This window comes from Citrobacter werkmanii, assembly GCF_008693645.1.
GTDB classification, from domain to species: Bacteria; Pseudomonadota; Gammaproteobacteria; order Enterobacterales; family Enterobacteriaceae; genus Citrobacter; species Citrobacter werkmanii.
This window is the reverse complement of the sequence record NZ_CP044101.1, coordinates 4,270,013-4,281,826: the sequence shown is the minus strand read 5'-3', so window position 1 is coordinate 4,281,826 and position 11,814 is coordinate 4,270,013. Positions and strand designations below refer to the sequence as shown.

Genomic DNA, 11,814 nt, shown 5'->3' with positions numbered 1-11,814 from the left:
CTTAGTTTTCCTTATTTTTTAGTGTAATCACGAGCACCAAAAATGGCGGTGCCAATGCGCACCATCGTGCTACCCGCCGCAATTGCGGCATCCATATCATCAGACATCCCCAGTGAGAGGGTGTCGATGCCTGGGTAGCGTGTTTTCAACCCGGTAAATGCTACAGCCATTTGCTGTGCAACTTCAAACTGCCTTACATAATCTGACTCAGGCGCCGGAATTGCCATCAGACCACGCAGGTTAATACGCGGCAATGCGGCGACTTCAGCGGCCAGTGCATCAAGCTCTGCCAGCGGAATACCCGACTTACTGTTCTCATCGCTGATATTAATTTGGATCAGCACATTCAGCGGCGGCAGTTCCGCCGGGCGCTGCTCGCTAAGACGGGTAGCGATGCGCAGACGATCAATCGTATGACACCAGTCAAAATGTTCAGCGACCAGACGGCTTTTGTTGGACTGCAGTGGGCCGATAAAGTGCCACTGCAGATCGTTGACGCCTTGTTCCCGGAAGTAGCGAATTTTATCCACCCCTTCCTGAACATAATTTTCACCGAAGGCTCGCTGACCTGCGGCAATGGCATCTTCGATGGCGCTCGCAGGTTTGGTTTTACTGACTGCAAGCAACGTAACTTCTTCTGAAGACCGCCCGCAACGCGTCGCGGCGGCTGAGATTTTGTCCCGGACATGTGCCAGGTTATGCGCGATATCGTTCATTTTCCGAGGATGTTCATATGAATATGGAAGAAATAGTGGCCCTTAGTGTAAAGCATAACGTGTCGGATCTACACCTGTGCAATGCATGGCCTGCGCGTTGGCGCATACGCGGAAATGTCGAAATCGCGCCGTTTACCACGCCTGACGTAGAGACGTTGCTGATGTGCTGGCTCAGCGAGCAACAACAGGTACAGTGGCAGAAACAGGGGCAGCTGGATTTTGCCATTACGCTGACGAACTCACGGCGTCTGCGTGCGAGCGCATTTGTTCATCAGCAGGGAATCTCTCTGGCGCTAAGGCTATTGCCGCTTGATTGCCCATGTTTGGATGATCTCCAGACTCCCGCCGCCTTACCTGAGCTGCTGCACAGTGAAAATGGATTAATTCTGGTGACCGGCGCTACCGGCAGCGGTAAATCAACGACCCTGGCGGCGATGGTGGCATATCTTAATCAGCACGTCGCGGGACATATTTTGACGCTGGAAGATCCCATTGAATATCGTTACACCAGCCAGCGTTGTCTCATTCAACAACGGGAGGTGGGCGTACACTGCGCTTCTTTCGCCGCCGGTTTGCGCGGCGCGCTACGCGAAGATCCTGATGTCATTCTGCTGGGCGAGCTGCGCGACGTAGAAACCATTCGTCTGGCGTTAACGGCTGCGGAAACCGGGCATCTGGTGCTGGCAACGTTACACACGCGAGGGGCGGCTCAGGCGATTGCGCGGCTGGTGGATACTTTTCCCGCACCGGAGAAAGATCCGGTGCGTAATCAGCTGGCAGACAGCCTGCGGGCAGTGCTTTCGCAAAAGCTGGAACAAGATAAGCAGGGAGGACGCGTGGCGCTATTCGAACTGCTCATCAACACGCCCGCCGTCGGTAACCTGATCCGTGAAGGGAAAACGCATCAGCTACCCGGCGTAATTCAAACCGGGCAACAGACAGGCATGCAGACGTTTACGCAGAGCCTGCAGCAGCGCCAGGCGCAGGGACGGCTTTAGTAGCCCTGCTCGAAATAGCTTTCGAGAATAATAACGGCAGAAGCGGAGTCCACTTTACCTTTATTCAGTGCCCGGTACCCGCCTTGCTCAAACAGGCCGGAGCGGGCTTCGACGGTACTCAAACGCTCATCATGCAACGTCACGGTAACGCCAAAACGACCGTGAATACGGTTAGCGAACTTGCGTGCGCGTGCGGTAAGGGGTTGTTCGGTGCCATCCATATTGAGCGGTAAGCCGACAATGATTTCGTCTGGCTGCCACTCTTTCAGCAGGCGTTCAATCAAATTCCAGTCCGGCGTACCGTCCTGTGCTTTGATCGCGGGCAAGGGTCTCGCGGTACCGGTAATACGCTGACCAATCGCAACGCCAATGCTTTTGGTACCAAAGTCGAAAGAGAGTAATGTTCCGCTCATCAGGCATGTCCCGCCACGCCAGGCATGGTCAGAATATCTATCCCGATAAGTTTCGCCGCATCGCGCCAGCGGTCGGCAATCGGCGTTTTAAACAAGATGTTGAGATCGGCGGGGGCCGTAAGCCAGGCATTATCCAGCAGTTCTTGTTCGAGCTGGCCTTTTTCCCATGATGAATAGCCTAGCGCAACCAGCACCTCAGAGGGTTGCTCCTGCGTACCTAAGGTTTCTAATACATCGCGGGAGGTGGTGATGATGGTGTTATCTGAAATGCGGATACTGGATGCAAAGCGTGACGGCGGGGTATGCAGAATAAACCCACGGTCTTCCGCCAGCGGCCCGCCGAGCATCACCGGTTTATCCAGACGAATAGCCGGATCGCGTGCTTCAGGAGTAATTTTCAGCTTTTCCAGAATCCCTTCAATTTGTAAGTTTTCCAGAGGTTTATTGATGATAATCCCCATTGCTCCGTTCTCATTGTGTTCACAGATATACACCACGGAACGGCGGAAAATCGGATCCTGGAGAGCAGGCATGGCAATAAGAAAGTGATGCTGTAAATTCATTGTCAGAGGTTCTGTTTCCTGGTTCAAAAAAGCAACAGCGCCCAGTATGCGTACAAATACGAGCGCTGTCACTATGAGTATTGGTAGGATCCCTTCTACCGGCGAGTTCTTTTATTTTTGCAAACGTGCCTCAATGGCATCCATCAGCATACCGGTAATTGAAACCGGGAATTCTGCTTCAATCTCACGAATACAGGTTGGGCTGGTGACGTTAATTTCCGTCAGGCGATCGCCAATGATATCCAGACCGACAAAAATTAATCCCTTCGCTTTCAGCGTTGGGCCAATGCGGCGGGCAATTTCCCAGTCGCTGTCGGTTAATGGACGCGGCTCGCCACGACCACCGGCGGCCAGGTTGCCACGGGTTTCACCACCCTGCGGAATACGCGCCAGGCAGTACGGAACGGGTTCGCCATCCACGACCAGTACGCGTTTGTCGCCGTCTTTGATTGCCGGCAAATAATTCTGCGCCATGCAGTAGCGAGTACCATGTTCGGTCAGCGTTTCGGCAATGACGCCGAGGTTTGGGTCACCTTCTTTCACACGGAAAATAGATGCGCCGCCCATGCCGTCCAGCGGTTTGAGAATGATGTCGCTGTGTTTTTGCCAGAAGGCTTTTAGCTGCGCTTTGTTACGGGTGACCAGCGTTTCTGGCGTCAGGTCGGCAAACCATGCGGTAAAAAGTTTTTCGTTACAATCGCGCAGGCTCTGCGGTTTGTTGACGATTAACGTCCCTTTTTCTTCTGCACGTTCCAGAATATAGGTCGCGTAAATGAACTCAGTATCAAATGGCGGATCCTTACGCATCAGAATCACATCCAGATCGGCCAGCGGGAGATCCTGCTCACCCTTGAACTCATACCATTTGTCGTAGTTCTGCTCTACGCTCAGGGTCCGCGTACGGGCGCGGGCTTCACCGTTGATCAGATAAAGATCGGCCATCTCCATATAGTGAATTTCGTAACCACGACGTTGTGCTTCCAGCAGCATAGCGAAGCTGGAATCCTTCTTGATGTTGATGCTTGCGATGGGATCCATCACGATGCCGAGCTTGATCATTGTTCTTCTCCGTTAGCCCAGATCGCCAAAACGCACCTGTAGCGCGGTAATGGCGGTGAGCGCAGTTGTCTCAGTACGCAGAACGCGAGGTCCTAACAGAATATCAGTAAACTGATAACGTGCGGTCATGGCAATTTCATCTGCCGACAGCCCACCCTCCGGGCCAATCAGCAAGCGGATGCGCTCTACCGGCAGCGGCAGCGTATTGATGCTGGCGCTGGCGCGAGGATGCAGGTTCAGTTTCAACCCTTCGTCCTGCTCAGCGCACCATGCTTCCAGATCCATTGCCGGGCGAATTTCAGGCACCCGGTTACGACCGCACTGTTCGCAGGCGGCAATGGCGATTTTCTGCCACTGCTGGAGCTTTTTGTTCAGGCGTTCACTGTCCAGTTTAACGCCGCAGCGCTCAGAAAAAAGTGGCGTAATGAGGCTTACACCCAGTTCGATCGATTTCTGGATAGTAAATTCCATTTTTTCGCCGCGCGACATCACCTGGCCCAGATGGATGTGCAACGGCGATTCACGATCGTCGAGTTCGGCGTTAAGCACCTTCACGTCAACGCTTTTCTTGCTGGCGTGAGTGATTTCGGCGTCAAAGATTTGATTGCTGCCGTCAAACAGCTGTAACGCCTGGCCTGGTCCCATACGCAGCACACGACCGATATGGTTGGCGGCATCTTCACACAGTGAAATTTGGCTGCCGGAAGCGAGTGGTTCAGGGTGATAAATGCGAGGAATGCGCATAGTTAAACATCCGCGTCATGGCCCTGGGCTGCGAAAGGCCAGGGCATGGTTAAAAATATTGCCGCTAGTGTAGGTTAGCTCTTTTGCGCCTGGCAAGCGCGTTGCACATAGGGGTTATGGTTCCCCTGTACCTTCGCAATGCGTTCGTCGCGCTCACACTCCCAGTCGGTAACCGGATATTGCTTGTTCCAGGCATTAAAAAGCTGGGTTTGTTGGCGGGAGAGCGTCAGGTTGTATTGGTCGCGCATATAAAAATAGGTGCGTGCGATAGCGCCGCGGGCGCGGGCTGGCGGCTCGGCAACTTTCTCTTTGAAATCAACCTTCATGGCGCACTGCCCATACTGGCCTTCGCCACCGTTCCACTGGCTGTACATAAAGTTTGCGCGATCGCCATTTACTTCACCCACTGCAGGCTGCAGGTTATGCATATCGCTTTCCATCTGGCGATAGACTGGATCTTTGGCGCAGTTTTTACGTCCTCCGTCCTGCCAGCACTGGCGCTGATGGCCAAACTGCCAGGCAGGGACAACATGTTCCCATTCGATACGACTGGCGCGGTTTTCGTTTTTTCGCACTTTATAGCCGCAGGATTCAAGGTCAACGACCCCTTTTTTACCTTGCCAGTTAATTTTACAACCGCAGTAGAAATCGCCCGGCGCATCGGCGTTAACTTTGACGCCTGCTGCTTTCGCCTGAGAAAAACTGTTGATACCTTCGGCTAACACCGGGCCAGAAAACGCAGCGGCTAACATGGCCGCGGCAAAAGAAAGATTACGGTACATCACGAACTCCGTGTCAAAACGAGCCCGCAACGTAGCGAAAGTTGTTCTTGTATGCAATCAGCTAGATCAGAAAGGTTCCTGATAATTCTGAATATTATTCTGCAACCAGTGGTTCGCCGCAATGGACGCAGCGGTAGGTAGCTTCACCGCGAACAACACGGTTATGGCGGCGAACGGTCAAGTGATGTTCCTGGCACTTACAGCGGTAAGCAAAGGTTTTACGTTGCACGGATTGCAGCTCAAACTGATGCGTGCGTCGGGCCGGGACGCCCAGCACACTCTCCATCATCCATTTCCACTCTTTTCCGTGCGGCGGGACGCGGCCAAAGTGCTTCCACACCAGCAAATGCGCCAGTTCATGGGGTACCACTTCGTTAACGAACGCATCGACGTTTTCCATCAGCAGCACCGGGTTGAGGCGGATTTCGTAAGTTTGTAGCCACGCCGTACCTGCGGCGGTTCCGCGCTGTTGGAAAACCAGCTTTGGCTCCGGGTAATGACGTTCCAGCTTGAGATTGGCCTGGGCGAGTTTTTCCCGCAGGCTGCGCATAACGGCTTGCTGGATGGCGATGGGAAGTCGGGAGGTTTTCATAACGCCAGAGGATAGTGCGACAGGGAAGGGACTGCAAGAGGAAGGCTTCCTCCCGCCTGGGGAGGAAGCCTTGAGTGATTAGTCGTGTGCGCCAATTTCGCGCAGTTTACGACCTTTCATCAGGTTACGTTCAATGTGTTCCAGAGAGACGTTTTTCGTTTCCGGGATTAGCCACAGGGTCAGGAAGATGAACAGGACGTTCAGGCCGCCGTAGACCCAGAAGGTGTTAGCGCTGCCCAGCGAGTTCAGCATCGTCAGGAAGGTTGCGCCGACGATCATGTTAGCAATCCAGTTGGTTGCGGTAGAGCAGGTGATGCCGAAATCGCGGCCTTTCAGCGGCTGAATTTCAGAACACAGTACCCAAATCAGCGGACCGGCGCTCATCGCGAAGCCAACGATAAACATCAGCAGCATCAGCACGGCAAAGTACTGGGCGGCAGCGGAGTGGATACCCACATGCATCATGGTGCCCAGTACGCCCATACCTACAGCCATAACGATAAAGCCAAGAATCAGCGTAGGTTTACGGCCCCAGCGGTCAACCAGGCCAATGGCGATAAAGGTTGCCAGCACGTTGGTCAGGCCAACGATAACCGTTCCCCACATCTGCTCGGTGGTGTTGGTATAACCCGCCAGTTCAAAGATTTTTGGCGCGTAATACATAATGACGTTCATCCCGGTGAACTGCTGCATCACCTGTAACAGCACGCCAAGGAACACTGCACGACGGAAGTTACTGTTTTCTTTAAACAGCGCCCAGCCGCTTTGTTTAACCTGCAGACTCTCACGAATTTCATCCAGTTCGCGTTTGGCCTCAGCGCTGGTATCACGCAGACGCAACAGAACGCGCTCGGCATCGACAAAACGACGTTTAGCTGCAAACCAACGCGGGCTGTCCGGCAGGAAGATAACGCCAATCAGCAGTAACAGAGCAGGGATAATGATTACGCCCAGCATCCAGCGCCATGCGCCGCTATAACTGAACGCGGTATCGGAGAGGTAAGCGCCGAGGATCCCGATGGTGATCATCAACTGATACATCGAGATCATGCTGCCGCGGATTTTTTCCGGTGCGATTTCGGACAGGTACAGCGGCGCGGTATAAGACGCAACGCCAACGGCCAGGCCCAGCAGAACGCGGGAAACGAGTAGTACTTCAACGTTTGGTGCCGCGGCGGAGAACAATGAACCGGCAACAAACAGGATCGCGCCAATCATCAGGCTCTTTTTACGCCCCAGTTTGAAGGAGAGCCAGCCGCTGCCGACAGCGCCTACAGCCGCACCAAACATCATTGAGCTCACCACCCATTCCTGAGTGTGCGGGGTAATTTGAAACTCGTCGGTGATGAACGGTAAAGCACCGGCAATAACACCGATATCCAGGCCAAAAAGTAATCCAGCCAGGGCTGCAAGAAAGCAGACAAAAAATGTCATGGCTTTGTTGGAACGCCCCGTTTTTTTATTGTCAGGCATGATGCCCTCCGGTTGGGTAGCTAGTTTTGTTGATGTTAAGGGTAGGTGAGTACGGGGTAAAAAAATGCGAATCACATCACATTAGTGTAATCGCTTACATTGGTATTCATAGTGATTATTAATTATGACTTTGAAAAATAAGGTTTTTATAAGAATACGATACAGTTATTTGCCTGGAATTAAGACAATACTGAAAAGTAATGTAACAATGATGCACAAGAGATGGCCAGGTTATGTTAATTAGAAGAAGGAGGAAACACAGCTTAATGTAATCGCTTTCATTTTCGTTCAAAAAGAGGATTAATAGCGCTGTTATGGAAAGGGGAGGCAGAGAGAAGATGGGCATAAAAAAGACCAGCCGAGGCTGGTCTTAAGAAGCATAAGCGTTCAGTCGTGACTGAATTACTTCAGTCCGGCAGCGTCACGCAGCAGTTGCGCTTTGTCGGTTTTTTCCCAAGGGAAATGCTCACGACCAAAGTGACCATAGGCTGCGGTTTCTTTGTAGATTGGGTGCAGGAGATCCAGCATCTGAATCAGACCATACGGGCGCAGGTCGAAGAACTCACGCACCAGCAGGGTCAACTGTTCTGAAGGCACTTTTTCGGTACCGAACGTTTCTACCATGATAGAGGTCGGTTCAGCCACGCCGATTGCGTAGGAAACCTGAATCTCACAACGGTCAGCAAGGCCAGCGGCAACGATGTTTTTCGCGACGTAGCGGGCCGCATAGGCTGCGGAACGGTCAACTTTAGACGGATCCTTACCAGAGAATGCGCCGCCACCATGACGAGCCATACCGCCGTAGGTATCAACGATAATCTTACGACCGGTCAGACCGCAGTCGCCCATTGGGCCGCCGATAACGAAACGACCGGTTGGGTTGATGAAGAATTTGGTAGAAGCATTCAGCCATTCAGTCGGCAGTACCGGCTTGATGATCTCTTCCATAACGGCTTCTTGCAGCGATTTCTGATCGATATCTTCAGAGTGCTGAGTCGACAGAACGACCGCATCAATACCGACGATTTTGCCGTCGTCATACTGGAAGGTAACCTGGCTTTTTGCATCCGGGCGCAGCCAGGATAAGGTGCCGTTTTTACGCACTTCAGCCTGACGCTGCACCAGACGGTGAGCATAGGTAATCGGGGCTGGCATCAGCACATCGGTTTCGTTGGTGGCGTAGCCAAACATCAGACCCTGGTCGCCCGCGCCCTGTTCCAGCGGATCGGCACGGTCAACGCCCTGGTTGATGTCCGGAGACTGCTTACCAATTGCGCTCAGTACCGCACAAGAGTTGGCGTCAAAACCCATGTCGGAATGCACATAGCCAATTTCGCGCACCGTGTTACGGGTGATCTCTTCGATATCGACCCATGCGCTGGTGGTGATCTCACCGCCAACTAAAACCATACCGGTTTTGACGTAGGTTTCGCAGGCAACGCGTGCTTTCGGATCCTGTTCCAGGATTGCATCCAGCACGGCATCAGAGATTTGGTCAGCGATTTTGTCAGGATGCCCTTCTGATACGGACTCGGACGTAAAAAGGTGTTTTGCCATATTTAATTTCACCTAAGGAGAATTTGGTTAGCTCAAACTGTCGAGTGGGATAGCCATGTGTAGAAGATTCTACCATGAGTCTGCAGATGACGGACACTGGCAGTCTGAGTGTTAATCGGTATAGATGGATTAACATCTGGACGGCTATTTTAGGACAGTTCTTCGCCTGATTTCCAGCTTTTTTTGATTGAGGTCGCATTGTACTGAAAATGTAACTGGAAATTTTTCCTGACGGTGCTGGCAATGTGTGCATTTATCTTTTGCTTTTTCGTACTGTTGTCGGTATAAAACGCGGCGCGCGGCTCATACAAAAAGCACACGACATTTTCATCGTGTTGCCACTTCCAGCCGGGTTAAAACTTTAGCTTTGGCTTGTGGGTTCTCCGTGAGGAGCAACCGTGGAGGTGATACGAGATAATGAACCGTTGTATTCTGCTGAATCTGTCGCACCGTTCTGGTGTACATATGTCCCCCGCAATCTGCATCTCTGTTTTGCATACCTGTCGATGTTATATACACAAAATCATTTATGCTGCGTCGAGGCGGCAAATGAATGAGTCCCCTGAACGTACGAGTAGTACGTGACTGGGGCGAATGCGCGTAGCCAACAAAGAGGCTGCATGAAGGATGAAGTGTATACCCATCTCGGCGTATCTCAGGACTCAAGAGCCGGTAACGGTCACTAAGAACTGAACAAGGGCGCTCTTGGTAAACAAGAGTTTTCTCGTGGTTTCGCCGAACTGTCAGCAGTACGTTCGGTTACGTGTTTACAATGATATGAAAAAGAAACCGGTCGCACAGTCGGAGCGTCAGCACTATCTGCTGGAAATTCTGCCTGTATTTGGGTTGTTATCGCGTCTTTGGATTGCGATAGTAGTCAACTGTTTTACACTTGTTAATAAAATTTGAGGTTCGCTATGTCTGACGACATTTCTTTGGGTTCGCCTTCGTCAGCAGGCGAACACGGTGTACTACGCTCCATGCAGGAGGTTGCAATGAGTTCCGAGGAAGCCAGCAAGATGCTGCGTACTTACAATATTGCCTGGTGGGGTAATAACTACTATGACGTCAATGAACTGGGTCACATCAGCGTGTGCCCGGATCCGGACGTACCAGAAGCGCGTGTTGACCTTGCTGAGTTGGTGAAAGCCCGTGAAGCGCAGGGCCAGCGTCTGCCTGCTTTGTTCTGCTTCCCGCAGATCCTGCAACACCGACTGCGTTCGATTAACGCCGCGTTCAAACGCGCCCGTGAATCCTACGGCTACAACGGTGACTATTTCCTCGTTTACCCGATCAAGGTCAACCAACACCGTCGCGTGATTGAATCACTGATCCACTCCGGCGAACCGTTGGGACTGGAAGCGGGTTCCAAGGCTGAACTGATGGCCGTTCTGGCTCATGCCGGAATGACCCGTAGCGTGATCGTCTGTAACGGCTATAAAGACCGTGAATACATCCGTCTGGCGCTGATTGGCGAGAAGATGGGCCATAAGGTCTATCTGGTTATCGAGAAGATGTCTGAAATCGCCATCGTGCTGGATGAAGCTGAACGCCTGAATGTCGTTCCGCGTCTGGGCGTGCGAGCGCGTCTGGCGTCGCAGGGTTCCGGCAAGTGGCAGTCCTCCGGTGGTGAAAAATCCAAATTCGGCCTGGCGGCAAACCAGGTACTGCAACTGGTAGAAATTCTGCGTGAGCGCGGCCGTCTGGACAGCATTCAACTGCTGCACTTCCACCTTGGCTCGCAGATGGCGAACATTCGCGATATCGCCACCGGCGTGCGTGAGTCGGCCCGTTTCTACGTTGAGCTGCACAAGCTGGGCGTGAATATTCAGTGCTTCGACGTGGGCGGCGGCCTGGGCGTGGACTATGAAGGTACCCGCTCGCAGTCCGACTGCTCCGTAAACTACGGCCTGAACGAATACGCCAACAACATTATCTGGGCGATTGGCGACGCCTGTGAAGAGCATGGTCTACCGCACCCGACAGTGATCACTGAATCGGGTCGTGCCGTTACCGCGCACCATACCGTGCTGGTCTCCAACATCATTGGCGTTGAGCGTAGCGAAATTACCGAAGCGACGCCGCCGGCAGACAACGCTCCGCGCTCCCTGCAAAGCATGTGGGAAACCTGGCAGGAGATGCACGAGCCGGGCACGCGTCGTTCGCTGCGTGAATGGCTGCACGACAGCCAGATGGACCTGCACGATATTCACGTTGGCTACTCTTCTGGCACCTTTAGCCTGCAGGAACGTGCGTGGGCAGAGCAGCTCTATCTGAACATGTGCCATAATGTGCAAAAACAACTCGATCCGAGCAATCGCGCGCACCGCCCGATTATCGATGAGCTGCAGGAGCGGATGGCGGATAAGATTTACGTCAACTTCTCACTGTTCCAGTCAATGCCGGATGCGTGGGGGATCGACCAACTGTTCCCGGTGCTGCCGCTGGAAGGGCTGAACCAGGCGCCTGAGCGCCGCGCGGTGCTGCTGGATATTACCTGTGACTCTGATGGTGCTATCGACCATTACGTTGACGGGGATGGTATTGCCACCACCATGCCGATGCCGGAATACGACCCGGAGAACCCGCCGATGCTGGGCTTCTTTATGGTCGGCGCGTATCAGGAGATCCTTGGTAACATGCACAACCTGTTCGGCGATACCGAAGCCGTTGACGTGTTTGTCTTCCCTGACGGCAGCGTGGAAGTTGAGCTGTCTGACGAAGGCGATACCGTGGCGGACATGCTGCAGTATGTGCAGTTGGATCCGAAAACGCTGCTGACGCAGTTCCGTGATCAGGTGAAAAACACCGATCTGGACGCCGAGTTGCAACAACAGTTCCTCGAAGAATTTGAAGCAGGGCTGTACGGATACACCTATCTGGAAGATGAATAACGGTAAATTCCCGGTGGCGCTGC

12 protein-coding genes and 1 pseudogene are annotated in these 11,814 nt (G+C 53.0%); 4 read left to right on the top strand and 9 right to left on the bottom strand.

Translation table 11 applies throughout. The annotated features are described in order from the left end of the window. Positions 1-11: 11 nt before the first annotated feature. Positions 12-716, bottom strand: coding sequence for a YggS family pyridoxal phosphate-dependent enzyme (locus FOB24_RS21055; RefSeq protein ID WP_038633606.1), 705 nt, complete (start codon positions 714-716; stop codon positions 12-14). Between the two features lie 17 nt (positions 717-733). On the opposite strand from FOB24_RS21055, the gene FOB24_RS21050 reads away from it, so the two are divergent. After that, the gene (locus FOB24_RS21050; protein ID WP_150345414.1) at positions 734-1,714 is read left to right on the top strand and encodes a type IV pilus twitching motility protein PilT; all 981 of its coding nucleotides are present in this window, start codon (positions 734-736) and stop codon (positions 1,712-1,714) included. Here FOB24_RS21050 and ruvX read toward each other — a convergent pair. From ruvX to metK, 8 genes are all read right to left on the bottom strand, one after another. Further along, on the bottom strand, positions 1,711-2,127 hold the full coding sequence (gene ruvX / locus FOB24_RS21045; protein WP_038633601.1) for a Holliday junction resolvase RuvX: 417 nt from the start codon (positions 2,125-2,127) through the stop codon (positions 1,711-1,713). The genes FOB24_RS21050 and ruvX overlap by 4 nt on opposite strands. After that, the gene (locus FOB24_RS21040) at positions 2,127-2,690 is read right to left on the bottom strand and encodes a YqgE/AlgH family protein (RefSeq protein WP_032940453.1); all 564 of its coding nucleotides are present in this window, start codon (positions 2,688-2,690) and stop codon (positions 2,127-2,129) included. The genes ruvX and FOB24_RS21040 overlap by 1 nt, the downstream gene beginning before the upstream one ends. 111 nt (positions 2,691-2,801) lie before the next feature. Then, on the bottom strand, positions 2,802-3,749 hold the full coding sequence (gene gshB, locus FOB24_RS21035; RefSeq protein WP_038633598.1) for a glutathione synthase: 948 nt from the start codon (positions 3,747-3,749) through the stop codon (positions 2,802-2,804). 12 nt (positions 3,750-3,761) lie between these two features. Next, complete coding sequence (gene rsmE, locus FOB24_RS21030) at positions 3,762-4,493, bottom strand: 16S rRNA (uracil(1498)-N(3))-methyltransferase (RefSeq protein ID WP_038633593.1); 732 nt, start codon at positions 4,491-4,493, stop codon at positions 3,762-3,764. A gap of 74 nt (positions 4,494-4,567) precedes the next feature. After that, entirely contained in the window at positions 4,568-5,275 is a 708-nt protein-coding gene (gene endA / locus FOB24_RS21025; RefSeq protein WP_085048753.1) for a deoxyribonuclease I, read from the bottom strand. A 94-nt stretch (positions 5,276-5,369) separates the two neighbouring features. Then, the gene (locus FOB24_RS21020) at positions 5,370-5,867 is read right to left on the bottom strand and encodes a SprT family zinc-dependent metalloprotease (protein WP_150345413.1); all 498 of its coding nucleotides are present in this window, start codon (positions 5,865-5,867) and stop codon (positions 5,370-5,372) included. Between the two features lie 78 nt (positions 5,868-5,945). Continuing rightward, positions 5,946-7,340, bottom strand: coding sequence for a galactose/proton symporter (galP, locus tag FOB24_RS21015; RefSeq protein ID WP_069324803.1), 1,395 nt, complete (start codon positions 7,338-7,340; stop codon positions 5,946-5,948). A gap of 402 nt (positions 7,341-7,742) precedes the next feature. After that, a complete protein-coding gene (metK, locus tag FOB24_RS21010) occupies positions 7,743-8,897 on the bottom strand; it encodes a methionine adenosyltransferase (RefSeq protein WP_006686850.1) in 1,155 nt (384 codons plus the stop codon). 417 nt (positions 8,898-9,314) lie between these two features. Here metK and FOB24_RS24600 point away from each other — a divergent pair. The 3 genes and pseudogenes from FOB24_RS24600 to speA all read left to right on the top strand — a co-directional run. Further along, positions 9,315-9,416: pseudogene (locus FOB24_RS24600) on the top strand (hypothetical protein); the annotation flags it as partial. A 258-nt stretch (positions 9,417-9,674) separates the two neighbouring features. Next, positions 9,675-9,806 carry an acid stress response protein YqgB gene (yqgB, locus tag FOB24_RS21005; RefSeq protein WP_064507034.1) on the top strand — a complete coding sequence of 44 codons (132 nt, stop codon included), beginning with the start codon at positions 9,675-9,677 and terminating at the stop codon, positions 9,804-9,806. Positions 9,807-9,814: 8 nt separating this feature from the next. Then, on the top strand, positions 9,815-11,791 hold the full coding sequence (gene speA / locus FOB24_RS21000; protein ID WP_072014782.1) for a biosynthetic arginine decarboxylase: 1,977 nt from the start codon (positions 9,815-9,817) through the stop codon (positions 11,789-11,791). Positions 11,792-11,814: the final 23 nt, after the last annotated feature.

Bases quoted from the DNA above. Each gene is read 5' to 3' on its own strand.
- FOB24_RS21055 (WP_038633606.1), bottom strand. From the start codon at position 716: ATGAACGATATCGCGCATAACCTGGCACATGTCCGGGACAAAATCTCA.
- FOB24_RS21050 (WP_150345414.1), top strand. From the start codon at position 734: ATGAATATGGAAGAAATAGTGGCCCTTAGTGTAAAGCATAACGTGTCG.
- ruvX (WP_038633601.1), bottom strand. From the start codon at position 2,127: ATGAGCGGAACATTACTCTCTTTCGACTTTGGTACCAAAAGCATTGGC.
- FOB24_RS21040 (WP_032940453.1), bottom strand. From the start codon at position 2,690: ATGAATTTACAGCATCACTTTCTTATTGCCATGCCTGCTCTCCAGGAT.
- gshB (WP_038633598.1), bottom strand. From the start codon at position 3,749: ATGATCAAGCTCGGCATCGTGATGGATCCCATCGCAAGCATCAACATC.
- rsmE (WP_038633593.1), bottom strand. From the start codon at position 4,493: ATGCGCATTCCTCGCATTTATCACCCTGAACCACTCGCTTCCGGCAGC.
- endA (WP_085048753.1), bottom strand. From the start codon at position 5,275: ATGTACCGTAATCTTTCTTTTGCCGCGGCCATGTTAGCCGCTGCGTTT.
- FOB24_RS21020 (WP_150345413.1), bottom strand. From the start codon at position 5,867: ATGAAAACCTCCCGACTTCCCATCGCCATCCAGCAAGCCGTTATGCGC.
- galP (WP_069324803.1), bottom strand. From the start codon at position 7,340: ATGCCTGACAATAAAAAAACGGGGCGTTCCAACAAAGCCATGACATTT.
- metK (WP_006686850.1), bottom strand. From the start codon at position 8,897: ATGGCAAAACACCTTTTTACGTCCGAGTCCGTATCAGAAGGGCATCCT.
- yqgB (WP_064507034.1), top strand. From the start codon at position 9,675: ATGAAAAAGAAACCGGTCGCACAGTCGGAGCGTCAGCACTATCTGCTG.
- speA (WP_072014782.1), top strand. From the start codon at position 9,815: ATGTCTGACGACATTTCTTTGGGTTCGCCTTCGTCAGCAGGCGAACAC.